The 24,065-nt window shown below is 73.8% G+C and carries 25 protein-coding genes; 14 read left to right on the forward strand and 11 right to left on the reverse strand.

Annotated elements, in window-relative coordinates:
- Nucleotides 1-15 precede the first annotated feature (15 nt).
- Nucleotides 16-471, forward strand: a complete 456-nt coding sequence (locus tag SCK26_RS08755; protein ID WP_318200705.1) for a TerB family tellurite resistance protein — start codon at nucleotides 16-18, stop codon at nucleotides 469-471.
- Between the two features lie 78 nt (nucleotides 472-549).
- Here SCK26_RS08755 and SCK26_RS08760 read toward each other — a convergent pair whose 3' ends face one another.
- The 8 genes from SCK26_RS08760 to SCK26_RS08795 form a co-directional block, all read right to left on the reverse strand.
- Nucleotides 550-1,506 (reverse strand): ABC transporter substrate-binding protein, encoded by a 957-nt coding sequence (locus tag SCK26_RS08760; protein ID WP_318200706.1) that lies wholly within the window; start codon nucleotides 1,504-1,506, stop codon nucleotides 550-552.
- Nucleotides 1,507-1,666: 160 nt separating this feature from the next.
- Nucleotides 1,667-2,338, reverse strand: a complete 672-nt coding sequence (locus SCK26_RS08765; RefSeq protein WP_318200707.1) for an ABC transporter permease — start codon at nucleotides 2,336-2,338, stop codon at nucleotides 1,667-1,669.
- A complete protein-coding gene (locus SCK26_RS08770; RefSeq protein WP_318200708.1) occupies nucleotides 2,335-2,988 on the reverse strand; it encodes an ABC transporter permease in 654 nt (217 codons plus the stop codon). The genes SCK26_RS08765 and SCK26_RS08770 overlap by 4 nt, the downstream gene beginning before the upstream one ends.
- Nucleotides 2,985-4,118: an ABC transporter ATP-binding protein gene (locus SCK26_RS08775; RefSeq protein WP_318200709.1), complete on the reverse strand. Its 1,134-nt coding sequence runs from the start codon at nucleotides 4,116-4,118 to the stop codon at nucleotides 2,985-2,987. Before SCK26_RS08775 ends, SCK26_RS08770 begins: the two co-directional genes overlap by 4 nt.
- A gap of 512 nt (nucleotides 4,119-4,630) precedes the next feature.
- Nucleotides 4,631-5,038 (reverse strand): peptide-methionine (R)-S-oxide reductase MsrB, encoded by a 408-nt coding sequence (msrB, locus tag SCK26_RS08780; protein WP_318200710.1) that lies wholly within the window; start codon nucleotides 5,036-5,038, stop codon nucleotides 4,631-4,633.
- 19 nt (nucleotides 5,039-5,057) lie between these two features.
- Nucleotides 5,058-6,449 carry a UDP-N-acetylmuramate--L-alanine ligase gene (gene murC / locus SCK26_RS08785; RefSeq protein ID WP_318200711.1) on the reverse strand — a complete coding sequence of 464 codons (1,392 nt, stop codon included), beginning with the start codon at nucleotides 6,447-6,449 and terminating at the stop codon, nucleotides 5,058-5,060.
- Between the two features lie 148 nt (nucleotides 6,450-6,597).
- Entirely contained in the window at nucleotides 6,598-7,071 is a 474-nt protein-coding gene (locus SCK26_RS08790; RefSeq protein WP_318200712.1) for an indole-3-glycerol phosphate synthase, read from the reverse strand.
- Nucleotides 7,072-7,200: 129 nt separating this feature from the next.
- Nucleotides 7,201-8,049, reverse strand: a complete 849-nt coding sequence (locus SCK26_RS08795; RefSeq protein ID WP_318200713.1) for a pyrimidine reductase family protein — start codon at nucleotides 8,047-8,049, stop codon at nucleotides 7,201-7,203.
- Nucleotides 8,050-8,085: 36 nt separating this feature from the next.
- Here SCK26_RS08795 and zapE point away from each other — a divergent pair, with 36 nt between their 5' ends.
- The 8 genes from zapE (at nucleotide 8,086) to SCK26_RS08835 (ending at nucleotide 15,791) form a co-directional block, all read left to right on the forward strand.
- Nucleotides 8,086-9,189 (forward strand): cell division protein ZapE, encoded by a 1,104-nt coding sequence (gene zapE, locus SCK26_RS08800; protein ID WP_318200714.1) that lies wholly within the window; start codon nucleotides 8,086-8,088, stop codon nucleotides 9,187-9,189.
- 200 nt (nucleotides 9,190-9,389) lie between these two features.
- Nucleotides 9,390-9,785, forward strand: a complete 396-nt coding sequence (locus SCK26_RS08805) for a hypothetical protein (RefSeq protein ID WP_318200715.1) — start codon at nucleotides 9,390-9,392, stop codon at nucleotides 9,783-9,785.
- Between the two features lie 86 nt (nucleotides 9,786-9,871).
- Nucleotides 9,872-10,450, forward strand: coding sequence for a carbonic anhydrase (locus SCK26_RS08810; RefSeq protein WP_318200716.1), 579 nt, complete (start codon nucleotides 9,872-9,874; stop codon nucleotides 10,448-10,450).
- An 8-nt stretch (nucleotides 10,451-10,458) separates the two neighbouring features.
- Nucleotides 10,459-11,937: a SulP family inorganic anion transporter gene (locus tag SCK26_RS08815; RefSeq protein ID WP_318200717.1), complete on the forward strand. Its 1,479-nt coding sequence runs from the start codon at nucleotides 10,459-10,461 to the stop codon at nucleotides 11,935-11,937.
- Nucleotides 11,938-12,042: 105 nt separating this feature from the next.
- On the forward strand, nucleotides 12,043-13,035 hold the full coding sequence (locus SCK26_RS08820) for a slipin family protein (RefSeq protein WP_318200718.1): 993 nt from the start codon (nucleotides 12,043-12,045) through the stop codon (nucleotides 13,033-13,035).
- Between the two features lie 90 nt (nucleotides 13,036-13,125).
- Entirely contained in the window at nucleotides 13,126-14,649 is a 1,524-nt protein-coding gene (locus SCK26_RS08825; RefSeq protein ID WP_318200719.1) for an FAD-dependent oxidoreductase, read from the forward strand.
- A gap of 95 nt (nucleotides 14,650-14,744) precedes the next feature.
- Nucleotides 14,745-15,590 carry a polysaccharide deacetylase family protein gene (locus SCK26_RS08830; protein ID WP_318200720.1) on the forward strand — a complete coding sequence of 282 codons (846 nt, stop codon included), beginning with the start codon at nucleotides 14,745-14,747 and terminating at the stop codon, nucleotides 15,588-15,590.
- Nucleotides 15,591-15,608: 18 nt separating this feature from the next.
- The gene (locus SCK26_RS08835) at nucleotides 15,609-15,791 is read left to right on the forward strand and encodes a hypothetical protein (RefSeq protein WP_318200721.1); all 183 of its coding nucleotides are present in this window, start codon (nucleotides 15,609-15,611) and stop codon (nucleotides 15,789-15,791) included.
- Here SCK26_RS08835 and SCK26_RS08840 read toward each other — a convergent pair.
- Together SCK26_RS08840 and SCK26_RS08845 are read right to left on the reverse strand one after the other, a co-directional pair.
- A complete protein-coding gene (locus SCK26_RS08840; RefSeq protein WP_318200722.1) occupies nucleotides 15,783-16,454 on the reverse strand; it encodes an ABC transporter in 672 nt (223 codons plus the stop codon). The two genes, SCK26_RS08835 and SCK26_RS08840, sit on opposite strands and share 9 nt — an antisense overlap.
- Nucleotides 16,451-17,338 (reverse strand): ATP-binding cassette domain-containing protein, encoded by an 888-nt coding sequence (locus SCK26_RS08845; protein WP_318200723.1) that lies wholly within the window; start codon nucleotides 17,336-17,338, stop codon nucleotides 16,451-16,453. Before SCK26_RS08845 ends, SCK26_RS08840 begins: the two co-directional genes overlap by 4 nt.
- 117 nt (nucleotides 17,339-17,455) lie before the next feature.
- Here SCK26_RS08845 and SCK26_RS08850 point away from each other — a divergent pair, with 117 nt between their 5' ends.
- The 5 genes from SCK26_RS08850 to SCK26_RS08870 all read left to right on the forward strand — a co-directional run bounded on the left by SCK26_RS08850 (nucleotide 17,456) and on the right by SCK26_RS08870 (nucleotide 23,256).
- Entirely contained in the window at nucleotides 17,456-18,181 is a 726-nt protein-coding gene (locus SCK26_RS08850) for an aminoacyl-tRNA hydrolase (protein ID WP_318200724.1), read from the forward strand.
- A 147-nt stretch (nucleotides 18,182-18,328) separates the two neighbouring features.
- Entirely contained in the window at nucleotides 18,329-19,651 is a 1,323-nt protein-coding gene (locus SCK26_RS08855) for a DUF692 domain-containing protein (RefSeq protein ID WP_318200725.1), read from the forward strand.
- 196 nt (nucleotides 19,652-19,847) lie between these two features.
- Entirely contained in the window at nucleotides 19,848-20,573 is a 726-nt protein-coding gene (locus tag SCK26_RS08860; protein ID WP_318200726.1) for a DUF4142 domain-containing protein, read from the forward strand.
- Nucleotides 20,574-20,670: 97 nt separating this feature from the next.
- A complete protein-coding gene (locus SCK26_RS08865) occupies nucleotides 20,671-21,459 on the forward strand; it encodes a TIGR04222 domain-containing membrane protein (protein WP_318200727.1) in 789 nt (262 codons plus the stop codon).
- A 180-nt stretch (nucleotides 21,460-21,639) separates the two neighbouring features.
- The gene (locus SCK26_RS08870) at nucleotides 21,640-23,256 is read left to right on the forward strand and encodes an alpha/beta hydrolase (protein WP_318200728.1); all 1,617 of its coding nucleotides are present in this window, start codon (nucleotides 21,640-21,642) and stop codon (nucleotides 23,254-23,256) included.
- Between the two features lie 76 nt (nucleotides 23,257-23,332).
- Here the strand turns inward: SCK26_RS08870 and hemQ are convergent, their stop codons facing one another.
- Nucleotides 23,333-24,064, reverse strand: coding sequence for a hydrogen peroxide-dependent heme synthase (gene hemQ, locus SCK26_RS08875; RefSeq protein ID WP_318200729.1), 732 nt, complete (start codon nucleotides 24,062-24,064; stop codon nucleotides 23,333-23,335).
- Nucleotide 24,065: the final 1 nt, after the last annotated feature.

The following is a 24,065-nucleotide window of genomic DNA, read 5'->3' on the forward strand; positions in this document are numbered from 1 at the left end:
GTACAAGGAGTGCACATGGCCCTGTGGGACCGCTTCAAGGAGTCGGCGTCTCAGATGCAGACCCAGTTGCTGGCGAAGAAGAACGACCTGAAGAGCGGCGCGTTCCGCGATGCGAGCATGGCGATGTGCGCGCTGGTGGCCGCCGCCGACGGGACGGTGGATCCCGCGGAGCGACAGCGGGTGGCCCAGCTCATCGCCACGAACGAGGTGCTGCAGAACTTCCCGGCGGACGACCTCAGGCGCCGTTTCGAGGACAACCTGGACAAGCTGACGACCGACTTCGACTTCGGCAAGGTGAGCGTGCTCCAGGAGATCGCCAAGGCGAAGAAGAAGCCCGCGGAGGCCCGGGCCGTCGTGCAGATCGGCATCGTCATCGGCGGCGCGGACGGCGACTTCGACAAGACCGAGCAGGCCGTGGTGCGTGAGGCCTGCTACACGCTGGACCTGCCGCCGCACGAGTTCGACCTCTGAGCGGCGGCCGGAGACCGCGCGGGTGTCACCGGGAACCGGGGACACCCGCGCGGGCCGCGCGTACAGCGGCTGGTGGGGTCAGACGAGTCCGGCGGACTTCAGCCAGGCCCGGGCGACGTCCAGCGGGTCCTTCTTGTCCGCCTGCACCTGGGTGTCCAGGTCCAGCAGGGTCTTGGTGTCGAGCTTGGCGGAGACCGCGTTCAGCGCGTCGACGCCCTTCTTCGGCAGCGCGCCCTTGCGGGCGAGCGGCTGGACGTTCTGGAAGCCGAAGAGGTTCTTCGGGTCCTGGAGGACGACGAACTTCTCCTTGGTGATGTTCGGGTCGGTGGAGAAGATGTCCGCGAGCTGCACGGCGTTCTGCTTCAGCGCCGCCAGCGTCAGCGGGCCGCCCGTGTCCAGCGCCTTGAAGGACTTGAACTCCAGGCCGTAGACGGACTTCAGGCCCGCCAGCCCCTGCTGCCGGGTCTGGAACTCCGGCGAACCCCCGATGACCAGGTCCTTGGCGATGTCCTTCAGGTCGGCGATGGAGGACCCGTCGGTGAGGTGGTACTTCTCCGCGGTGGCCGCGTTGACCGTGACGGAGTCCTTGGACTGCGCCGACGCCGGTTCGAGCAGGGTGAGCCGGGAGTCCAGCCTGGCGTTGATGGCGTCCCCGGTCTCCTTGAGGGTCTTCGGCGTGGCCTTCTTGTCGAGGTGGGCCAGCAGGGCTCCGTTGTACTCGGGCATCACCGACAGGGAGCCGTTCTTGATCAGCCCGTAGGTGGTCTCGCGGCTGCCGATGTTCGGCTTGTACGTCACCTTGATCCCCTTGGCCTTGAGGGCCTCGCCGTAGATGTCGGCGAGCAAGGTGCTCTCGGGGAAGTTGTTGGAACCGACGACCACGCTGTCGCCGTCCGCCTTGCCGCCGGTGAGGGGGTTGTCGGCCTTGTCGTCGCTGGAGGAACAGCCCGCCAGCAGAGCCGTCGCCGCCAGGGCGACCACCGCCGCGCCTCTGCTCTTCCGGATGGACCTGCTGATGTGGGTCGTTGAAGTCACCCGTCGATCCAATCCAGCCGGTTCTCCGTCAGTCAAGTGCCATCGGCCGGCGAATCGTGCCGAGCCGCGGCCGGTTGCGCGCACCGCCTGCCCGCCCCGGCGCCGGAATCCGGCGCCGGGGCGGGCAGGCGGCCCGTGCCGGCCGGCGCGGCGGCCGGCGTCAGCCGCCGCGCCGGCGCACTCCCGGTGACACGGCGAGCCGGGACACCGCCCAGAACACGGCCAGGGTCACCAGGGCCAGACCGGCGACCAGGGTGGCGCCGCCGACGACCTTCTCGTAGTCCTTCTGGTAGAGGCCGTCGATGATGTACCGGCCGAGCCCGCCCAGGCTGATGTAGGCGGCGATGGTGGCGGTGGAGACGATCTGGACGGCCGCCGTGCGCAGTCCGCTCAGGATCAGCGGGAGCGCCACCGGCACCTCCACCTGGAACAGCACCCGTGTCTCGGGCATGCCCATGCCCCGGGCGGCGTCCACCGGCGAGGGGTCGACGGAGCGGATCGCCTCGTAGGTGGTGACCAGGATCGGCGGGACGGCGAGCACGACCAGCGGGATCATCGCCGGCAGCAGCCCGATCCCGATCCAGATGACCATCAGCACCAGCAGACCGAAGCTGGGCAGCGCCCGTCCGGCGGTGGCGAGGAACGCGAGGACGTTGCCGCCCCGGCCGGTGTGGCCGGTGAGCAGGCCGATGGGCAGGCCGATCCCGGCGGCGATGGCCAGCGCCTCCAGGGAGTACCCGACGTGCTCGGCGAACCGGGTGGGGATGCCGTCGTAGCCGTGCCAGTGGGCGCTGTCGCCGAAGAAGGCGCGCGCGAAGTCGAGGACGTTCACCGTCCGGCCCCCTTCCGCGGCATCCAGGGAGTGAGCAGGAAGCGGAGGAGGACCAGCGCGGCGTCGGCGAGCATGCCCAGCACTCCGATGGTCAGCACCGCGTTCACGGCCAGGGCGGGACGGCCGTAGGTCTGGGCGGCGTAGAGCATGTTGCCGAGGGCGCCCTGGTTGCCGATGAGCATGCCGACGCTGACCAGGGAGATGCTGGACACGGTCGCCACCCGCAGCCCGGCGATGATGGCGGGCACGGCGAGGGGCAACTGGATCCGGAAGTACCGGCGTACGGCGCCGAAGCCCATGGCCTGGGCGGCGGCCAGGGTCTCCGGCGGCACCGAGCGGACGCCGTCCACAATCGCCGGGACCAGCACCACGAGGCTGTAGAGCGCGAGCGGGATCATCACCGTCGTCTCGCTCTGGCCGAAGTAGTCGATGAGGATGACGAAGAACGCCAGCGACGGGATGGCGTAGAGGATCGTGGCGATGCCGAGGACGGGCGGGTAGATCCAGCGGAAGCGCACGCAGAGCTGGGCCACGGGCAGCGAGACGAGCAGCCCGGCCAGCACCGGCAGCAGGGCCTCGCGCAGATGCAGCCCGACGAGACCGAGCCAGCCCTGCCCGAGGTCGCTCGGGAGGTCGAAGAAGCCGCTCATCGCCCGGCCGCTCCCTCGGCCGGTTCGGCCACCCGGCTGTGCGCGACCCGGATCGCCTCGGCGATGACCTGCTGGGAGACGACGCCGACGGCGCGCCCGTCGCCGTCGACCGCGACCGCCCATCCGGTCGGCGACAGCACGGCACCGTCGAGCGCGGCGCGCAGCGAGTCGGTGCCGGGCACGAAGGGCCGTCCGTGGTCGAGCAGGTGCTCCCGGTCGACGGCTCCGGCGGTGAGCCTGCCGGGCTCGCTCCAGCCGAGCGGCCTGCCGTCGGGGTCGGTGACGAGGAGATAGGGGGCGGCCGTGGCCCGGGAGGCGAGCGTGCCGGCGTCGGCGTCGGCCGGCACGAGGGGCGCGGTCTGCAACTCGAGCCCGGCGGACGGGAAGAAGGAGAGCCGGCGGATGCCGCGGTCGGCGCCGAGGAAGTCCTCCACGAAGGAGTCGGCGGGCGCGCTGAGCAGTTCGGCGGGCGGGGCGTACTGGGCGAGCCGGCCGCCGGTGCGCAGTACGGCGACCTTGGTGCCGAGTTTGATCGCCTCGTCGATGTCGTGCGTGACGAAGACGATGGTCTTGCCCAATTCGTCCTGGATGCGGAGCAGTTCGTCCTGGAGTCCCTTGCGGACGACGGGGTCGACGGCGGAGAACGGCTCGTCCATCAGCAGCACGGGCGGGTCGGCGGCGAGCGCGCGGGCCACGCCGACGCGCTGCTGCTGGCCGCCGGAGAGCTGGTACGGGTACCGCTTGGCGAGCGTCGCGTCGAGCCCGACCCGTTCCATCAGCTCGGCCGCCCGGGCCCGGGCCTCGCGCCGGGTCCGGCCGAGCAGGCGGGGGACGGTGGCGATGTTGTCGAGGATGGTGCGGTGCGGGAAGAGACCGGCGTTCTGGATGACGTAACCCATCGAACGCCGCAGGGTGTTGACGGGCTGTTGCCGGATGTCCCGGCCGTCGAGGAGGATGCTGCCCTCGGTGGGCTCCACCATCCGGTTGATCATCCGCAGGGTCGTCGTCTTGCCGCAGCCGGAGGGCCCCACGAGCACGGTGATCGCGCGATCGGGTATCTCCAGCGACAGCCGGTCGACCGCGACCGTGCCGTCCGGGTACCGCTTGGTGACTGCATCTATCCGTATCAAAACGCCGCGTACCCTTCGGTCCGACCGCTCTGGGCTGATGCGGGGAGAGTCTAGACCGCGTGTGCGACGACGCCGCGGAGGGAAGGTGACCGCGTCGCTCGGGTCGGCCGGTGCGGACGAGCGCCGGAGCGGACGGACGAGGCCGGTGGCCGGCCGGGCGGGGTGCCGTTCGGGGCCGCTTCGGCCGGGCGCCGGCACGGACAGGCACCGCGGCGGACCGGGAGCCGGCGGGAACGGACGGACGAGACGACCGGGGCGGGTAGACGGCGGAGCGGGCGGCAGCGGCACGTGGACAGAACCGCACCGGCGCACGGCGGGACGGCACCGGCGGCGGTTCGGTTCCGGTGTCCTGATGCCGGGGACAGGAGGGTCCCCGTGTCCTCGGCGTGCACAGTGGCGGCCGGGACGGTGGTTCTCCGGGAAGTACCGGCCGTGCCGCCGCCCCGGTCGTACGCGCGGGCGTGCCGCGGCTCAGGCGGCACGCCCGGACAGTGGGGCCCGGGCCGGTGGCCTCAGTGCTCCGAAGGGACCAGCCGCAGGGAGATCGAGTTGATGCAGTACCGCTGGTCGGTGGGGGTCGGGTAGCCCTCTCCCGCGAACACGTGCCCGAGGTGGGAGCCGCAGCGGGCGCAGCGGACCTCGGTGCGGACCATGCCGTGGGAGCGGTCCTCGATCAGCTCGACGGCGTCGGAGTCCTTCGGGTCGTAGAAGGACGGCCAGCCGCAGTGCGACTCGAACTTGGTGTCGGAGGTGAACAGATCCGCGCCGCAGGCCCGGCAGGAGTACACCCCCTGGGTCTTGGTGTCCGTGTACTCACCGGTGAAGGCCGGTTCGGTGGCGGACCGGCGCAGCACCGCGTACTCGGCCGGGGTCAGCTCCGCACGCCACTGCTCGTCCGGCTTCTCGACGTCGTACGCCATCAGCTCTCAGCCCCTCTACCTACTGCGCGAGACGGTCCAGGATCAGCGGGCCCAGGTCGGTCACGTCGCCCGCGCCCATGGTGAGAACGAGATCACCGGGCTTCGCCATTCCCGCGATCACCGCCGGGATCTCCGTCTTGTCGTGGACGGCGGTCACGTCGGCGCCGGCCGCGCGCGCGGCCTCGATGATCAGTTCGCTGGTCACGCCCGGGACCGGGTCCTCGCGGGCCGGGTAGATGTCGAGCACCACCGAGGCGTCGGCGAGGGTCAGCGCCTGCCCCATCTCCTTGCCCAGCTCCTGGGTGCGGGAGAACAGGTGCGGCTGGAAGACGACGAGGATGCGGGCGTCACCGGCGGCGCCGCGCATGGCCTCCAGGTCGGCGGTCATCTCGGTCGGGTGGTGGGCGTAGGAGTCGATCACCTGGACGCCGGCCGACTCGCCCTTGAGCTGCAGGCGCCGCTTGACGCCGGTGTAGGCGGCGAGGGCGGGCGCCAGTTCGGCGGCGGGGATGCCGAGGGCGGCGCCGGCGGTGAGCGCGGCGACCGCGTTGAGCGCGTAGTGCCGGCCGGGCACGGAGACGGCGAAGGTCAGCTCCTGTCCGTCCAGCACGACCGTGACCCGGCTCTTCAGCCCCTGCGGGACGATGGACAGCACCCGCACGTCGGCGTCCTCGGTCTCGCCGTAGGTCACCACCCGCACCGCGCCCGCGCGCACCCGACGGGTCAGCTCCCGGGCGCCCTCGTGGTCGGCGGAGACGACCAGGGTGCCGCCCTCGGTGATCCGGCCCACGAAGGTCTCGAAGGACTCGTGGATCTCGTCCATGGAGGCGTAGTTGGCGTGGTGGTCCAGCTCGACGTTGAGGATGATGGCGACCTCGGGCGCGTACTTGTGGAAGCTGCGGTCCGATTCGTCCGCCTCGGCGACGAAGATGTCACCGTCGCCGTGCAGCGCGTTGGAGCCGGGCGCGTCCAGGTCGCCGCCGATGGCGTACGACGGCTTCAGGCCCAGCTCGGTCAGGGAGACCGCCAGCATGGAGGTGGTGGTGGTCTTGCCGTGGGTGCCGGCCACGGCGATCGGCCGCAGTCCCGTCATCAGCGCGGCCAGCGCGTCGGAGCGGTGCACCACCGGGATGCCCAGCTCGGCGGCGCGGACCAGCTCCGGGTTGTCCTCGCGGATCGCCGACGACACCACGACACAGCTCGCGTCGTCGGCGAGGTGCCCGGCGGCGTGGCCGATGTGCACGGTGACGCCCAGCGCCCGCAGCGCCTCCGCGGTCGCCGACTCCTTGGCGTCGCTGCCGGCCACCGCGGCCCCGCGCTGGGCCAGGATCTTGGCGATGCCCGACATCCCGGCGCCGCCGATGCCGATGAAGTGCGGTCGGTCCATGGCGGTAGGAAGGCCGGGTGCCATGCGTTATCTCCCCAGAGACGGTACGAGCTGAAAGCAGGCCTAGCCTATGCGCTCGGGCACCGCTCCCCCCGCAAGGGGCGCGGGGCAGCCGCCTCCGGTGGCGCGCCGGCATCCCGGCCGGCGCTCACCGGCCGTCCCGGCGGAGCGCCTACGCCTTGCTGTGCGAGAACAGCTTCAGCACCGGCACCCCCACCTTGTGCCGCGCCCGCGAGGCCCAGTCCCGGTGGAAGAACTCCTCCACGTAGTGCGGATCGGTCAGCACGATCACCTCGTCGGCGCCGACCTCGGCCACCAGTGCCTTCAGCGCGTCCAGCGGGTGCTCCTCCACGAGCCGTCCCTCCGCCGCGCTCCCCGCTGAGCGCAGCGCCTGGAGCGACACGTCGAGGGCCTGCTGCCCGACGCTGCGCGCCTCGCGCCCCTCGGGGGTGTCCCCTTCCCGCACCGCCTCGTCGAGTTCGCCGAGCGCGATGTCGTCGATGGCCCGCAGCAGCCGGTCCGCCTGTTCGCCGCGCGGCTGGAGCATCACGTGGAAGGAGACGGGCTCGTCTCCGTGCAAGGTGGTGACGAACTCCACGTCGGCGGACGTCAGGGCCTTCTCGATCATCAGAACGCTTGTGAACACCAGGCGCCTCTTCTCCTTAGAGGGCCCGGCAGGGCCCCTGCGGAAACCATCCTTCCCCGTGATCGCACGGGTACTGCCGGATTAAGTCTGCCCGCCGGAAGCTAACCGGAACGGCTGCTTCCGCTGTTTTCAAGGCCGACGGTAGCTCCCGAAGAGGAATCCGTCCTCCTCCAGCAGGGACGCGAGTGCGAAGCGGTGCGGAACGGCGACCGCCGGTCCCCCGGCGATGCGCTGCGCACCGCCCGCCGTCAGCGTCGGCGAGACGGTCAGGCACAGCTCGTCCAGCACCTCCGCGGCGATCAGCTGCCCGAGCAGCCGGGGGCCGCCCTCGGTGAGCAGCCGGGTGTAACCGAGGCCGGCCAGGGCCTCGACGGCGCGGGCGGGCTCCACGCCCGTGCCCTCGCCGGCGGACAGCACCCGGGCCCCGGCCTTCTCGGCGGCGGCGACCCGGTCGGGGGCGGCGGCGGCCCCGGTGAGGATCAGCGTCGGGACCAGGGGCGAGGTGAACAGGGGCAGCGTGAGGTCCAGGTCCAGGCTCGCGGTGACGATCGCGATCGCCGGAACCGGTCCCTGTCCGGCGGCCGCGCGGGCCCCGGCGAACTCGGCGCGCACCCGGGCGGGACGGTACCCCTCCTGCCGTACCGTTTCCGCTCCGACCAGCACGACGTCCGAGAGCGCCCGCAGGGTGCCGAAGATCCGCATGTCGGCGGCGTTGGAGAGGGGCTTGGAGTGGCCGTCGTGCTGGGCGGCGCCGTCCAGGGAGGAGACCATGTTGGCCCGCAGCCACGGCCGCGGGGCGGCGCCCGGCGCGGGGTCCGGGTAGGCGTAGGCGGCGGCCAGTTCGGCGAGGCTCCACTCCCGGTCCACGGCCGCGGCGGGGCCGGCCGGTCCGCCGGCGGCGGTGCGGGCCGCGCCGTCCGGCGCTCCTGTGGGGTCCTGGGCTGCTGTTTCTTCGGTCACAGGGAAGAGGCGTCGCATCCGTGCAGTGTGACACGGCGCTTAGCATGGATGACCGTGTCCTCCTCCAGCACCGCTCCCGGTTCCGGCCCCCTGACCGACGCGGGCCCCCTGTCCCTGTGCGCCCGCGAGCCGCACGTGCCCGCGGACCGGCTGGTCGCCGAGATGGTGCCGCCGCCGCGCTTCGACTCGGTCCGCTTCGCCACGTACCTCCCGGACCCGAACCAGCCCAGCCAGACGGAGGCCGTCAAGGTCCTGGAGGGCTTCGCCGCCGGGCTGGGCGAGCCGCGGGCGTCCGGCGGCGGCCTGCGCGGCTTCCTCGGCTTCGGCCGGGCGAAGGCGCACAAGGCCCCGGCCGGCCCGCGAGGCGTGTACCTGGACGGCGGCTACGGCGTCGGCAAGACCCACCTGCTGGCCTCCCTGTGGCACGCCGCCCCGGCCGACCCGTCCCGCAAGGCGTTCGGCACCTTCGTGGAGCTGACCAACCTGGTCGGCGCGCTCGGCTTCCAGCAGACCGTGCGCACGCTGTCCGGGCACAGCCTGCTGTGCATCGACGAGTTCGAGCTGGACGACCCCGGTGACACGGTGCTGGTGTCGACGCTGCTCGGCAAGCTGGTCGAGGCGGGCGTGGCGCTGGCCGCCACCTCCAACACGCTGCCCGGCAAGCTGGGCGAGGGACGCTTCGCCGCCGCCGACTTCCTGCGCGAGATCCAGGGCCTGTCGGCCCACTTCCGCGCGCTGCGCATCGACGGCGAGGACTACCGCCACCGCGGCCTGCCCGAGGCCCCGGCGCCCTTCTCCGACGAGGAGGTCATGAAGACGGCCTTCGCGACCGAGGGTGCCTCGCTGGACGACTTCCCGGGCCTGCTGGAGCACCTGGCCAAGGTGCATCCGAGCCGGTACGGCGCGCTGACCGACGGGGTGCGGGCGGTGTGCCTGACCGGCGTGCGGCCCGTGCCGGACCAGTCGACGGCGCTGCGGCTGGTGGTCCTCGCCGACCGGCTCTACGACCGCGAGGTCCCGGTCCTGGCCTCGGGGCTGCCGTTCGACCGGCTGTTCAGCGAGGAGATGCTGAACGGCGGCTACCGCAAGAAGTACTTCCGCGCGATATCCCGGCTCACCGCGCTGGCCCGGGACGCGAAGGGGCTGATCGGCGCCTAGTCCGCGCCACCCAATATTCGATCAACTGCTGCGGGTCAAGGGCGATTTCACGCCACGTGACCCGCAGTTTTCACGCTCTCTGAGCCCGTTAACCTCCAGTTAACCCTGCAAAGGACTTTGCCAGGCTAAGGTGTTTCTTGACCATCCATTGACCAACGCTTGGTCTGGACTAGAAACGTGAACACGGTGGAGGGGGGCTCATGTTCCGCGGTACAGCCGTACGGAGCCTGCTCGCCGTCCTCGGCGTGGTGCTCCTCGCGCTCCAGCTCCGCACGGGCACCGGAGTCTTCGCACCCGCGCACGCGTTCGGTCAGACGCTGACCGAGGCGCAGACCGGAACCGCTCCCTCCACGCAGCCGGCGCGCGCCGGGGCGGACACGATCCGCGCCCCCGGCTCCCCGGACCTGCCCGTCGGCGTCCCGCACGCCCGTGACCGGCACCGCGGTCCGGCGGCCGGATGGCCCGACGAGAGCGCCCTCATATCCGGCCGGGCGGCCACCGCGAGCCCGCCGGCACGTGCCCACGGGCCGCTCCACCCCGTCCCCGGAGCCCTCAGACCCCACACCCCGGCAGCGCTTCAGGTCTTCCGCTGCTGAGATCCGGGCCGCACTCCCTCGCCCCCCCCACAACCGTCGTTCAAGTCCGACGCGCCGGGCAGGCGCGCCAGGAGGAACCCACACACATGCAGCCCCTCATCGACAACGCCCGCACCTTCGGACAGCGCCCTGAGGAGTTCGCCAAACTCGCCGAAGGCCAGTCCCCGCAGGTGCTGTTCATCACCTGCTCCGACTCCCGGGTCGTTCCGGCCCTGATCACGGGCGCCCGCCCCGGCGAGCTGTTCGAGCTGCGCACCGCAGGCAACATCGTCCCGCCCTACGCCTCCGAGCACCCGACCAGCGAGGCGGCCACCATCGAGTACGCCGTGGAAGTGCTCGGCGTCCGCGACATCGTCGTCTGCGGCCACTCGCACTGCGGTGCCGTCGGCGCCCTGGTGCGCGGCGACGACCTCACCGCCGTACCGGCCGTGCGCGACTGGCTGGTCTCCGCCACCCCGCGCCCGTCCGGCAAGGCCGAGGACCCGGAGGTCGCCGACGGCGTGCAGAGCCACATCCTGACCCAGCTGCTGCGGCTGCGCTCGTACCCCTGCATCGAGCGGCGGCTGGCCGAGGGCGAACTGAACCTGCACGCCTGGTACTACGAGGTGCACACCGGCGCCGTACGGACGCACCGCCAGCAGACCGACGCTTTCGAGGCCCTGTGAGTCCGCCGATGACCGACAACCGCACCCTCATATCCCGTTTCCCCCACCTGAAGCAGGACTTCGCCGCCTCGCTCGTCGTCTTCCTGGTCGCCGTTCCGCTGTGCGTGGGTGTGTCCGTCGCCTCCGGAGCCCCGGCCGAACTCGGCCTGGTGACCGGCATCGTGGGCGGCCTCGTCACCGGATTCATGCGCGGCAGCAGCCTGCAGGTGTCGGGCCCGGCGGCCGGCATGACCGTGCTCGTCTACGAGGCGGTCAAGGAGTTCGGCCTGCCGGTGCTCGGCGTGATCGTGCTCGCCTCCGGTGTCATCCAGGTGGCCATGGGCCTGCTGCGGCTGGGCCGTTACTTCCGTGCCATCTCCGTCTCCGTCGTCGAGGGCATGCTGGCCGGCATCGGCCTGGTCATCATCGCCGGACAGCTGTACCCGGCGATGGCCGCGAAGGCCCCCGACTCCGGGCTCGCCAAGATCGCCGAGCTGCCCGGCGCGCTCGTGGACGCCTTCGGCGACACCGGCGCCCTGTCCTCGCTGGTGGTGGCCGCGGGCACCATCGCGGTGCTGCTGCTGTGGAAGCACGCCCCGGAGAAGGCGCGCACGGTGCCCGGCCCGCTCGCCGCGGTGGGGCTCGCCACACTGGCCGTGTTCGCGCTGGACCTGCCCGTGGCCACGGTCGAGGTGCAGGGCCTGCTCGGCTCCGTGCAGCCGCCGCCGCTGAGCGCCTTCGGCGAACTGGCCGGTATCGGACTGCTGGGCACGGTCGTCGCGTTCACCTTGATCGCGTCCGCCGAGTCCCTGTTCAGCGCCGCGGCCGTGGACCGGCTGCACTCCGGGCCGCGCACCGAGTACAACAAGGAACTCATCGCCCAGGGCACCGGCAACATGGTGTGCGGGGCACTCGGCGCGCTGCCGATGACCGCGGTGATCGTGCGCAGCGCGGCCAACGTCCAGGCCGGCGCCCGCACGAAGGCCTCCCGGGTGCTGCACGGCGTGTGGCTGCTGCTGTTCGCGGCACTGCTGCCCGGTGTGCTCGGCTACATCCCGATCCCGGCCCTCGCGGGCATCCTGATCCACGCGGGCGCCAAGCTGATCCCGGTCCGCTCGCTGGGCACGCTGTGGCGCGAGCACCGCGGGGAGGCGGTGGTCCTCGCCGTCACCGCCGTCTCCATCGTCGCGGTCAGCATGTTCGAGGGCGTGCTCATCGGTCTGGCGCTGGCGGTGGTGAAGACCGCCTGGGAGGCCTCGCACGTCAGGCTGGACGTCGTGGACGAGGGCGCGGACGTGGTGGAGGCCCATCTGACGGGCAACGCGACCTTCCTGCGGCTGCCGAAGATCCTCGACAGCCTGGAGTCGCTGCCCCAGGACCGTCCGGTCCGGCTCGACCTGTCCGGGCTGCACCACCTGGACCACGCCTGCCGCATGGCCCTGGACAACTGGGCGGCGCGGCACAGCTCGGCCGGGATCGATCCGGTGAAGCTGGTCACGGCCGCGTGAGAACGGGCCCGTGGGGCCGGAGCGCCGGTACCTCTCGGCATCCGGGCCCTACGGGCCTATCGTGGCAACAACAGACAAAACCGACCTCTGGGCGAGGAGGTCACCATGGTCGAGTACCTTCTGGTGGCCGTTGTGGCGGCGGTCTGCGCCGGTGTCGTGTACCTGGCGTCGGCGGCCCGGGTGGTCAAGCAGTACGAACGCGGGGTGCTGTTCCGGCTCGGCCGGGTCAACGGTGACGTACGGCCGCCGGGCCTGAACCTGATCATTCCCTTCGTGGACCGGCTGCAGAAGGTCAACATGCAGATCGTGACGCTGCCGGTCCCGGCCCAGGAGGGCATCACCCGCGACAACGTCACCGTCCGGGTGGACGCGGTCGTCTACTTCCGGGTGGTCGACGCGGCGAGCGCCCTGGTGAAGGTCGAGGACTACAAGTTCGCGGTCTCGCAGATGGCGCAGACCTCCCTGCGGTCGATCATCGGCAAGAGCGATCTGGACGATCTGCTGTCCAACCGCGAGAAGCTCAACCAGGGCCTGGAGCTGATGATCGACAGCCCGGCGGTGGGCTGGGGCATCCAGGTCGACCGGGTGGAGATCAAGGACGTGTCCCTGCCGGACACGATGAAGCGGTCGATGGCCCGCCAGGCCGAGGCGGACCGGGAGCGCCGGGCCCGGATCATCAACGCCGACGCCGAGCTCCAGGCGTCCAGGAAGCTCGCCGAGGCCGCCCAGCAGATGTCCGACACGCCGACCGCGCTCCAGCTGCGGCTGCTGCAGACGGTGATGGCGGTGGCGGCCGAGAAGAACTCCACGCTGGTGCTGCCGATCCCGGTGGAGCTGCTGCACTTCCTGGAGCGCGGCAACCGGCCGTACCCCCAGGACCAGGACCGGCCCGCCACGGCCGGGCACATCGACAGCGGTCCCCGGCAGCGGACCGACGGCGGACCACCGCACGCCGACGGCGGCACGCGAACCGACGAGGCCGGCGGGCAGCCCGCCGAGAGCGCCTCGCGGCCCGCCGGCGACGAACCCCACCACGCGGACGGCGCACCGCCCCTGCTCCCCGCGGCCGGCACCGCCGGCGGCCCGCCGCCCCGGTGAGGGGCCCGGACCGCCTCCCGGCCGGCGAGGCGGCGTGTCCCCCGGCGGAGCCGCAGACGTGAGCCGGGCCGCCAGGGGTACCCGGCGGGCATGCGCGAGCAGCGGAAGGTCACCGATTCGTACTGGCTGCACACCGCTCCGGGGCCGGACCACCCGGTCGTGGACGCGGATCTCGAGGTGGACGTGGCCGTGGTCGGCGCGGGCATCGCCGGGCTGAGCACCGCCCACGCGCTGGCCCGGGCCGGGCGGCGGGTGGCGGTGCTGGAGGCCGGGCGGGCGGCGGCCGGGGTCACCGGCCACACCACGGCCAAGCTGACCGCCCAGCACACGTTGGTCTACGACCGGCTGCGGCGCACCCGGGGCCCGGACGGGGCCCGGCTGTACGCGCGTTCGCAGTCGGAGGCGATCGAGCACGCGGCACAGCTGGTGGCGGAGCTGGACATCGACTGCGAGTGGGAGACCCGGGACGCCTACACCTATGTCCGCGACCGGTCGCGGGTGGCCGAGGTGCGGGCGGAGGCGGACGCCGCCCGGCAGGCGGGGCTGCCGGCCTCGTTCACCACGGAGACCGGGCTGCCGTTCCCGGTGGCGGGCGCGGTCCGGGTGACCGGGCAGGCGCAGTTCCATCCGGTCAAGTACCTGCGGGCGCTCACCGCCGACCTGCTGCGGCTCGGCGGCCGGGTGTACGAGCACACGCGGGTGACCGGGCTGACGGAGGGCGAGCCGTGCCGGCTGGCGACGGCGGCGGGTCCCGTGGTGACCGCCCGGGACGTGGTGGTCGCCACCCACTACCCGGTGTTCGACCGGGCCCTGCTGTTCGCCCGGCTGTCCCCGCGCCGGGAGCTGGTCGTGGCCGGGCCGCTCGGCGACGGCCCGGATCCGCACGGCATGTACATCACCCCGGACGAGAACACCCGCTCGGTGCGCACCGCTCCCCACGGCCCGGACGGGCGGCGGCTGCTCGTGGTCACCGGGGAGCACTTCACTCCGGGCACCGGCGATCCGCAGGCCGGGTTCGACCGGCTCGCCGCCTGGGCGGAGACGCACTTCCCGGGCGTGACCCTGGACCATGCCTGGGCCACCCAGGACAACGAGTCCACCGACACCGTCCCGCTGGTCGGCCCGTTCCATCCGGCGGCCCGGCACACCTATGTCGCCACCGGCTTCGGCGGCTGGGGCCTGAGCGGCGGGATCATGGCCGGGCTGCTGCTCACCGCGCTGATCACCGGCCGGGACTGCCTCTGGCGGGGACTGTACGACCCGCGCCGGCTGAAGTCGGTGGTCCGCGAGGCGCCGTCGCTGCTGAAGACGCAGGCGGAGGTGGCCCGGCACTTCGTCGGCGACCGGCTGAAACCGCCGGCCTCGGCGGCGGATCTGGCGCCGGGCGACGGCGCGCTGGTCCGCCGCGGCGGCGAACGGCTGGCCGTGCACCGCGACGACGAGGGCGCCCTGCACGCGGTGTCCGCCCGCTGCACCCACCTCGGCTGCCTGGTCTCGTTCAACCGGGCCGAGCGCGCCTGGGAGTGTCCCTGCCACGGCTCGCGGTTCGCGGTGGACGGCTCGGTGCTCCAGGGTCCGGCGGTCGAGCCGCTGGAGCGGCGGGAGCTGGACTGACCGGCGGGGAGCACCGCCCGCCGGGCGGGTGAGGTCACCACTCTCCTGGACGGCAATTAAGCATATAAACCGACATACAGACTTAAATTTGTACGGTGACTCCACTCGTACGTCGTCTCGCCGCCCTCTGTCTCCTCGGTGCCGCGCTCACCGCCTGCGGCACCGCCGGCGGGCACCGCCCCGCCTCCCCCGCCTCCCCCGCCCCCGGCTCCCCCGCGCCCGCCCGTCCCCCGGTCCTCGCGCCGGGCCCCGGCGGGCTGACCCCGGTCTTCGAGCACGGTCCGCGCACCCGGGGCCGGACGGTCGCGCTCACCTTCGACGCCGACATGACCGCCGACCAGGGACCCCGCGCGGCCTCCGGCGAGCGCTTCGACAACCCGGGGCTGATCCGGGCGCTGCGCGAACTGAAGGTGCCGGCGACGGTGTTCATGACCGGCCGCTGGGCCGAGCAGTACCCGGCCGAGGCCCGCGACCTGGGCCGCGACCCGCGGTTCGAGGTGGCCAACCACTCCTGGAGCCACTACGCCTTCACCGGCGACTGCTACGGCCTGCCCACGGTCGACGCCGGCCGGATGCGGGCGGAGGTCGAGCAGGCGTACGCCTCCCTGCGCGCGGCCGGCGTGCCGCACCCGATGCCGTACTTCCGCTTCCCGGGCGGCTGTTACGACCAGCGGGCGCTGCGCGCGCTCGGCGGGCTCGGGGTGACCGCGGTGCAGTGGGACGTGGTCAGCGGCGACGCGTTCGCCACGGACGCCGACGCGGTGGCCCGGCAGGTGCTCGACGGCGTCAAGCCGGGCTCGGTGGTCGTCCTGCACTGCACCCGCAGCGCCGCCCCGACCACCGAGCGGGTCGTGCGGACGGTCGTACCGGAGCTGCGCAGCCGCGGCTACCGGTTCGTGAAGGTCTCCGAGCTGATCGGCCAGGCGGGCCCCGGCCGTTGACCGTCCTACGCTGAGGGTATGAGCGACGAGGACTACTGCACCATCGCGGACGCGGCCCGGCCCCCGAAGGCCGACGGCCCGCCGTACGCGGACTGCGTGCTGTGCCGGGAGCCGACCGAGTACCCGGAGGCGTACAAGGGCATCACGCTGTGCCCGGTGTGCGAGTGGCAGGAGGCCCAGCGCACCGCCTGCTCAGGGTGACCGGCGGCCGGTGAGCCAGGCCGCGGCGGCGCAGGCGGCGGCCGCGAGCAGCGCCGCGCCCGCCAGCGGCAGCAGCGGCACCGGTGCCCGGCCGGCCTGCGAGCCGGTGACCAGGCCGCTGACTGCGGCCCGCGCCGGGGAGCCGGACGCCACCACCGCGAGCAGCGCGCCGAGCAGCATGGCGGGCACCGCGCGCCCGGTGGAGCGCAGTACCGGCGGGCCGGTGAGCGCGCCGACGGCCGTGCCGAGCAGGGCGCAGACGAGCGCGGCCGGCAGCCCGGCGGCCAGCGCCCGCGACGGCGGGACGCGCACCCGGTGCCCGGTGCTCGCCGGATCGCTGATCAGGGTCACCACCACGGTGGCGGCGACGCCCAGCAGTACGGCCGCGAGCAGCGCGGTCAGCAGGCAGGCGAGGTGCGCCCGGACCGGGCCGCGCGCGGCGGCGGCGCAGGCGCGGGCCGCGGACGGCTCGCCGGTGACGCAGATCCGTGCCAGCCAGGCGGCCACCGGCAGCAGGAAGGCGGCGGTGTACCCGAGCGAGTCCAGGACCGGCCGCCCGCTCTCCACCCCGACGGCCAGGAAGACGGCGTAGAGGATCACCGGGGGCAGCCAGCGCTGGGAGCGCAGCAGCAGGTCGGCCTGGTAGCGCAGGAGGACGGTCACGGGTGGCTTCCGGGGTCGGGCGGCGGGGGGCCGGGGTCGACGCGGACCACGTGCCAGGGCGGGCGGGCGGTGAGCAGGGCGCGCAGCACGACGTCGGAGTGGGAGGCGGGGACGGTCAGGCGATGGCTGCCGGGCGCCTGCTCCTCGGCGGCGACGGCGGCCCGCAGCGCCTCCGGGGGCAGCGGCCCGTCCGGCGCCCCCTGGACGACCACCACGGTGACCGACCCGTCCGCCGCCGGGCCGGCGCTTCCGGTACGGCTCCGCAGAGCGCCGTCGGCCACGGTGTACGTCGCGTCGGGCGCTCCGGCGAGCCGGCGCGGGTCGTGGTCCACGAACACCACCGCTCCCCCGGCGGCCGTCCGTTCGGCCACCGCCCGGTCCAGTTCGGCCCGCGCCGCCGCGTCCAGCCCGGTCCACGCCTCGTCCAGCACCAGCAGTTCCGGATCGCCGAGCAGGGCCTGGGCGACGGCCACCTTCTGGCTGCCGCCCTTGGACAGCCGCGCCATCGCGGTACCGGCGTACGCGCCCGCGCCGAACCGCTCCAGCCAGGTGTGCGCGGCGCGGACGGCGGCCTTGCGGCCGAGGCCGTGGAGGGTGCCGAGGTGGGTCAGATAGCCGGCGGCCGTGAAGGGCAGCGCGGACGGGAACCGCTCGGGCACGTACGCGGTGCGCGGCCGGCCGGTGACGCGGCCCTCGGAGGGCGCGTCGAGCCGGGCGAGCAGCCGCAGCAGCGTGGACTTCCCGCTGCCGTTGGCCCCCGCGATCCGGACCAGGGTGCCGGGAGCGACGGCGAGGTCGATCCCGCGCAGCACCCAGGGCCCGCGCACGCCGTAGCGACGGCCCACGGCGGTCAGGCACAGCTCACGGTCACGGTCACGGCGCATGGAGGCCATTGTGACGCGGCGGGCCCGGCTGCGGCCCCGGCTCTTCGGCCACGTCCCGGACCGTGGCGGGGACCGCGCGTTGATCGGCGCGCCGGCGGGTTCGTAGGCTGGGCTCCCGTGAGCCACGATCCCGCCCCCTCCGCCCACCCGTTCCGCGCCGAGCCCGATCCCCGTGACGAGGCACCGCAGTACGTGCTGCCCCTCGTCGTACGCATCGAGCGGAGCGCCCCGCCCGCCCGGACCGACGCGCTGGAGACGGCCGCGCGGGCCGTGCTCGTGCTGCTCGGCGACGAGCGCGCGCACGGCGACGGTGAGTGGGCCGAGGCGGTGCGGAACTGGCAGGACGCGCGCATCCGGAAGGTCGTCCGGCGGGCCCGGGGCGCCGAGTGGCGGCGTGCCGAGGCGCTGCCCGGGATCACGCTGACCGGCAAGTCGGCGCAGGTGCGGGTGTTCCCGCCCGTCCCGCTGGACGGCTGGCCCAAGGATCTGGCGAAGCTCCAGGTGTCGGGCACCGAGCTGGACGACCCGGAGCCGCCCGTCGCCGCCGGCCCGGCGCGGCCGGTGCTCTGGCTCAACCCGGACCTGGAGATGTCGGCCGGCAAGGCGATGGCCCAGGCCGGGCACGGCGCCCAGCTGGCCTGGTGGGCGCTGTCCGACGCGGAGCGCGCCGCGTGGCGGGACGCCGGCTTCCCGCTGGCCGTCCGCACGGCCGGCCCCGCCGACTGGTCCCGGCTGACCGCCGCCGGACTGCCCCTGGTCCGCGACGCCGGCTTCACGGAGATCGCGCCGGGCAGCAGCACGGTGGTGGCGGACCATCCGGCGCTGCGCCGGCCCGGCGCCTGACCGTCTGCCTCATCCGTCCCGGGCCGGCGCAGCGCCGGAACCTCAAATGTTGCTCTGAACGCGTCAGAAGCGGGGTTCACGGCCGGACGGCGGGGCCATATCCCCCTCGCTCGACGCACGGGCACGGGCCGAGGAGGGGGAGGCACCATGCGGCTGGGGACCGGGATCGGATGGCGGCCGGAGATCGCGGACGCCGTGGAGGCGATGGAGGGCATCGACTGGGTGGAGGTCGTGGCGGAGAACGTCTGCCCCGGCCATCTCCCCCACTCGCTGCTGCGGCTGCGCGAGCGCGGTGTGACGGTGGTGCCGCACGGTGTCTCCCTCGGCCTCGGCGGCGCGGACCGCCCCGACGAGGGCCGGCTGACGGCGCTCGCCGAGCGGGCGGAGGCCCTCGGCGCACCGCTGGTCACCGAGCACATCGCCTTCGTCCGGGCGGGCGGCGCGCTCACCGCGTCCCCGCATCTGGAGGCCGGTCATCTGCTGCCGGTGCCGCGCACCCGGGACGCGCTGGACGTGCTGTGCGAGAACGTCCGCATCGCGCAGGAGGCGCTGCCGGTGCCGCTGGCCCTGGAGAACATCGCCGCGCTGTTCTCCTGGCCGGGCGAGGAGCTGACGGAGGGGCAGTTCCTGTCCGAGCTGGTCGAGCGGACCGGGGTGCGGCTGCTGATCGACGTGGCCAACCTGCACACCAACCACGTCAACCGGCACGAGGACCCGGCCGAGGCGCTGGCCGCGCTGCCGGTGGAGGCGATCGCCTACGTCCATGTGGCGGGCGGCTTCGAGCGCGACGGCGTCTGGCACGACAGCCACGCGCACCCCGTGCCCCGCCCGGTGCTCGGCATCCTGACCGACCTCGCCGCCCGGGTCGCACCACCGGGAGTGCTGCTGGAGCGGGACGAGAACTTTCCCGGACCGGCGGAGCTGGAGCGGGAGCTGGCTTCCATTCGGGAGGCGGTGGCGGCCGGGCGCGCTCGGGGGCGGGCGGCGGGGAGTACGGCGGTGCGGGGCGCCGTCGGCGGCGGGGCCGGAGGCGTCGGTGTCCTGGCGCGGCCGGCGGCGGGGGTGCGCGGGCGGCTCGCGGTGGCCCAGACCGCCGTGCTGTCGTCGCTGGTGGCGGGGACGCCGGTGCCGGAGGGGTTCGACCGGGTGCGGATGGGGGTGCAGGCGCGGGCGCTCGCGGCCAAGCGGGCGGGCGTGGTGGCGAAGGTGGCGCCCGAACTCCCGGTGATCCTCGGAGCGGACTACCGGGAGGCGTTCCTGGAGTACGCCCGCCGCCGTCCGATGCGGGCCGGCTACCGCCAGGACGCGCTGGACTTCGCCGGTCACCTGCTGAAACCGGGCCGCCCGGGCGACGCCCGCGCCCACCGCGCGCTGCGGGACTGGTGGCTGGACCGCGCGGGCCCGGCGCCGAGGAAGCCGGGGCTCCTGGCGCGGGTACTGCGGCGGCGGGCCCTGCGCGAGCACCTCTGAGAAGCGCGGGGCCGCGTCTGTCCCGCGGCTCCGCCGCTCGCGCGCGACCGGCCACCACGCACCCGCACCCGCCGGCCGGCCGGCCCCACCACCGACGGCGCCCCGTCCCGGCCCTCGGCCCCGCCGCGTCCGCCCGAGCGAGCCGGCCCCGGCTCTCCCGGTACGATGCCACCTCCGCTCCCACTCCCGAGGCACCATGCGACCCCGACCCCCCGTCACCGGCCGAGGCATCTTCAGCGGTACCGGGCTCATCGTCACCGCGCTCGCGGCGACGGCCGTGGCCCTGCTGGTCCCGCTCTGGTCGTACGCCGGCCGGACGGATCCCGCGGGCGCGGCCGGGCCGGGCACGCGGACGGTGACGACGCCGTACGGACCGCTGTCCGACGCGGACCGGGACTTCGTCACCAAGGTCCGGCTGGCCGGGCTGTGGGAGCTGCCGGCCGGGGACATGGCGCGGCGCAAGGGGACCACTCCGGCCGTCCGCGCGGCCGGACAGCACCTCGTGGACGGCCACACCGCCCTGGACGCCCATGTCCGCACCGTCGCCACCCGGCTCGGCACCCCCCTGCCCAACGAGCCGAACGCGGAGCAGAAGCGCTGGCTGGCCGCCCTGGACGCGGCCCGGGGCGAGGACTTCGACCGGCGGTTCGCCGCCCTGCTGCGGCTCGCGCACGGCCGGGTGTTCACCGTCGTCGCGCAGGTCCGGGCCGCTACCCAGAACTCCCTGGTCCGTGATCTCGCCGACGACGCGAACGCCACCGTCCTGGACCACATCAGGGTGCTGGAGGCTACCGGGTACGTCGACTTCGCCGCGCTGGCCCGGGATCTCGCGGCCACTCCCACACCCGTGCCGGTCCCGCCGGAGACCGACCCGGCCGCCGCCGTGCCGGTCACCCCGTCACCGCCGCCCGACGGTCCCTGATCCGCGCCGGAAACGGAACGTCACATACCGGCGACAGTGCGTCCGCATAGTGAACAGAGCATGGTGTTCGCCCGGACCTCTGGCATACAAACAGCTCATGTTCTGGGTGCTCCTCCTCTTCCTGGCCTGGGCTTTCGCCGGTACGGCCTGCGCCCGCCTCTGCCTGACGGCCGTACGCGCGGACACACCGGATGCGACGGACATACCCGGCGCGCCGACGGCCGGCGAGCGCGAACTGACGCTGTACGAGGCCGCGTTCCTCTCCGGCGGCCCCGCCCGGGTCGCCGATGTGGCCCTCGTCTCCCTGGCCCGCCAGCGCCGGCTGCTGCTCGCGCACACCGGCTGGGCCACGGTCGTGGACCCGCGGGGCCGCGACGAGATCGAACAGTCCGTCATAGGCGCCATAGGGCCCGAGGGCCAGTCGCGGATCGCGGCGGCGCGGGCGCGGGCCGCCGGCGCGGAGGCCGTGCGCCGCCTGGCCGACGGCCTGGTGCGCGCGGGGCTCGCGGTGCCCGAGGGCGCGGGGACGACGGTGGGCTCCGCCGTCCGCCGGGTCCGGGCCGCCGCGCTCGCCGTGGCCGTGCTCGGCACGACGGCCCTGCTGCTGCCCGGTGACACCGGGACACCACGCCCGCTGATGGGCGCCTGGTTCGCGCTGCCGCTCGTGCTGACCCTGAGCTGCCTGGCCATCGCCCGCTTCGAGACGCACCCCTACTCGCCCTGGGCCTCTCCCGCCGGTCAGCGGCTGCTGCGCCCGCTGACCGGGAAGCCGGCCCGGGACGAGCGGTCGTTCCTCACCTCCGTCGCCGTCCGCGGCATCCGCGCGATCGGCGAGCCGGAGCTGCGCGCGGCCTTCACCCACCGCGACCAGCCCTGGCGCGAGTGACCCGGAGCGGCCCGGAGCGGCCGGGAGCGCCGGAGGACTCCGGGGGCGCACGGGGAGCATTGGCGCCGACACCGGCCGGGCGGTGCTTGCCTTCCGTTCCCGGCCGTACGGAATATCCCTTGTGTGCGCGCCGGGCCGTGGCAGCCGTGCCACCGCCGCCGCGCAGCGAAGGGATACGCGATGAGAGCTGCCGCCCTGTACTCGGCCGCCGGGTCCTTGCTCCTGACCACGCTGGCCGCGGCCCCGGCGGGCGGCACGCCCGGCACCGCGCACGTCCCGGCCGCTCCCGGCGCCGCCGAAGCGCGCGGCACCGCGGTGGCCGTGGCCCGCGCCCGGGCCGCCGGCATCGACTTCGGCCCGTGCCCCGAGGCCGAGGTGCCGGGGACGCCGGCCGGTGTGCGGTGCGGCACCGTGAGCGTCCCGCTGGACTACGCCCACCCGGACGGCACGCAGATCAGGCTGACCGTCAGCCGGGCCCGGGCCACCCAGAAGGACCCGCACAACAGCAAGCGCAAGATCCCACGGCAGGGCTCGCTGGTCTTCAACCCGGGCGGCCCCGGCGCCTCCGGCATGTACTTCCCGCTGATCGGCACGGTGCCGCGGTGGCAGCGGATCGCCGCCGTCTACGACCTGATCGGCTACGCCCCGCGCGGAGTGGGCCGGTCGGCGCCGCTGTCCTGCGAGGATCCCAAGCGCTTCTTCAAGGCGCCCACCGCGGCGCCCGTGCACCCGTCGGAGGCGTACAAGCGGGAGCGCGTCGCGGAGGCGAAGGCGTACGCACGCGGCTGCGCCCGGCGGTCCGGGAGCCGGCTGCGGTTCTACACCTCGCTGAACAACGCCCGGGACCTGGACGTGCTGCGGGCCGCGCTGGGCGAGGACCGGCTGACCTTCCTGGGCGCCTCGTACGGCACCTACTTCGGCGCGCTGTACGCGGCGATGTTCCCCTCGCACGTGCGCCGCATGGTGCTGGACGCGGCGGTGGACCCGGACCCGCGGAAGGTCTGGTACCGCAGCAACCTGGAGCAGTCGGCGGCGTTCGAGGACCGCTGGGCGGACTTCCGCCAGTGGATCGCCCGGCACGACGACGTGTACCGGCTCGGCACCACGTCCGCGCGGGTGCAGCGCGGCTACGACATCGCGCGCGAGCGGCTGGCCGGGAAGGCGGCGGGCGGCAAGGTGGGCCCCGGCCAGCTCCAGAACGTGTTCCTGACCGCCGGGTACTACGAGGACTACTGGCCGAGCCGGGCCGCGGCCCTCTCGGCGTACCTGCGCGGCGACCCCGGGCCGCTGGTGCGGCTGGCCGTACCGGACCCGAAGACGGCCGCCGAGGCGGAGAACTCCTCGGCGGTGTACACCGCCGTCGAGTGCAACGACGCGCCCTGGCCGACGGACTGGGAGGTGTGGGACCGCGACAACACCCGGCTGGCCCGGGTGGCGCCCTTCGAGACCTGGGACAACGCCTTCACGAACCTGCCGTGCGCCTACTGGCCGGCGCCCCGCCAGCGGCCGCTGGATGTGCGGACCGGGCCGGGCGAGCTGCCGCCGGTGCTGATCCTGGCCGCCGAGCGGGATGCCGCGGCGCCGTACCAGGGGGCGCTGGAGACGAACCGGCGGCTGGCCGGGTCGGTGCTGGTGACGGAGCGGGACGCGGGGACGCACGGGATCGCGGGCGGGCCGAACGCGTGCGTCAACGGGTACCTGGACGCGTATCTGCTTCAGGGCCGGGTCCCGGCGCGGCACACGTCGTGCGCGCCGCGCCGGCCGCCCGCGGCGGTCCGGTCCGCCAAGGGCGCCTAGGCTCCGGTCCGCCGTCGGGCGGGTGCGGGAGCGTGGTGGACGCTCGCGCCGTCGCCCGCGGACCCGGCCGGGCGCCTTACGCCAGGCCCGCCACCAATTCGCCGATGTCCTTGCGGCGGCCGGTGAAGAACGGGACTTCCTCCCGGACGTGCATGCGGGCCTCGGAGGCGCGCAGGTGGCGCATGAGGTCGACGATGCGGTACAGCTCGTCGGCCTCGAAGGCGAGGATCCACTCGTAGTCGCCGAGGGAGAACGAGGCGACCGTGTTGGCGCGCACGTCCGGGTAGCCGCGGGCCATCTTGCCGTGGTCGGCGAGCATCCGGCGGCGGTCCTCGTCGGGCAGCAGGTACCAGTCGTAGGAGCGCACGAACGGGTAGACGCTGACGTAGTCGCGGGGCGTCTCGTCGGCGAGGAACGCCGGGATGTGCGAGCGGTTGAACTCGGCCGGGCGGTGCAGCGCCATGTTCGACCAGACCGGCTCCAGCGCGCGGCCGAGCTTCGTGCGGCGGAAGAGGTTGTACGCCTCCTGGAGCTGGTCGCTGGTCTCGGCGTGCCACCAGATCATGAGGTCGGCGTCGGCGCGCAGACCGGAGACGTCGTAGGTGCCGCGGACCGTGACGTCCTTGGCGGCGAGCTGGTCGAACAGCTCCTGGACCTCGTCGGCGTAACCGGCGCGGTCCTCCGGCAGGACGTCCTTCAGCCTGAAGACCGACCAGAGGGTGTAGCGGATGACCTCGTTGAGGTCCTTGGCCAGCTTGCCCTTGTTCGGGATCCTGCCGGGCTCGGTGGTGGGGGCGTCGTCACTCATG

The organism is Streptomyces sp. SCL15-4 (genome assembly GCF_033366695.1).
Classification (GTDB): domain Bacteria; phylum Actinomycetota; class Actinomycetes; order Streptomycetales; family Streptomycetaceae; genus Streptomyces.

Coding starts and splice junctions, on each gene's coding strand:
- SCK26_RS08755 (WP_318200705.1), top strand. CDS start 16: ATGGCCCTGTGGGACCGCTTCAAGGAGTCGGCGTCTCAGATGCAGACC.
- SCK26_RS08770 (WP_318200708.1), bottom strand. CDS start 2,988: ATGAGCGGCTTCTTCGACCTCCCGAGCGACCTCGGGCAGGGCTGGCTC.
- msrB (WP_318200710.1), bottom strand. CDS start 5,038: ATGGCGTACGACGTCGAGAAGCCGGACGAGCAGTGGCGTGCGGAGCTG.
- murC (WP_318200711.1), bottom strand. CDS start 6,449: ATGGCACCCGGCCTTCCTACCGCCATGGACCGACCGCACTTCATCGGC.
- SCK26_RS08795 (WP_318200713.1), bottom strand. CDS start 8,049: ATGCGACGCCTCTTCCCTGTGACCGAAGAAACAGCAGCCCAGGACCCC.
- SCK26_RS08805 (WP_318200715.1), top strand. CDS start 9,390: ATGTTCCGCGGTACAGCCGTACGGAGCCTGCTCGCCGTCCTCGGCGTG.
- SCK26_RS08810 (WP_318200716.1), top strand. CDS start 9,872: ATGCAGCCCCTCATCGACAACGCCCGCACCTTCGGACAGCGCCCTGAG.
- SCK26_RS08815 (WP_318200717.1), top strand. CDS start 10,459: ATGACCGACAACCGCACCCTCATATCCCGTTTCCCCCACCTGAAGCAG.
- SCK26_RS08820 (WP_318200718.1), top strand. CDS start 12,043: ATGGTCGAGTACCTTCTGGTGGCCGTTGTGGCGGCGGTCTGCGCCGGT.
- SCK26_RS08825 (WP_318200719.1), top strand. CDS start 13,126: ATGCGCGAGCAGCGGAAGGTCACCGATTCGTACTGGCTGCACACCGCT.
- SCK26_RS08835 (WP_318200721.1), top strand. CDS start 15,609: ATGAGCGACGAGGACTACTGCACCATCGCGGACGCGGCCCGGCCCCCG.
- SCK26_RS08845 (WP_318200723.1), bottom strand. CDS start 17,338: ATGCGCCGTGACCGTGACCGTGAGCTGTGCCTGACCGCCGTGGGCCGT.
- SCK26_RS08855 (WP_318200725.1), top strand. CDS start 18,329: ATGCGGCTGGGGACCGGGATCGGATGGCGGCCGGAGATCGCGGACGCC.
- SCK26_RS08860 (WP_318200726.1), top strand. CDS start 19,848: ATGCGACCCCGACCCCCCGTCACCGGCCGAGGCATCTTCAGCGGTACC.
- SCK26_RS08865 (WP_318200727.1), top strand. CDS start 20,671: ATGTTCTGGGTGCTCCTCCTCTTCCTGGCCTGGGCTTTCGCCGGTACG.
- SCK26_RS08870 (WP_318200728.1), top strand. CDS start 21,640: ATGAGAGCTGCCGCCCTGTACTCGGCCGCCGGGTCCTTGCTCCTGACC.
- hemQ (WP_318200729.1), bottom strand. CDS start 24,064: ATGAGTGACGACGCCCCCACCACCGAGCCCGGCAGGATCCCGAACAAG.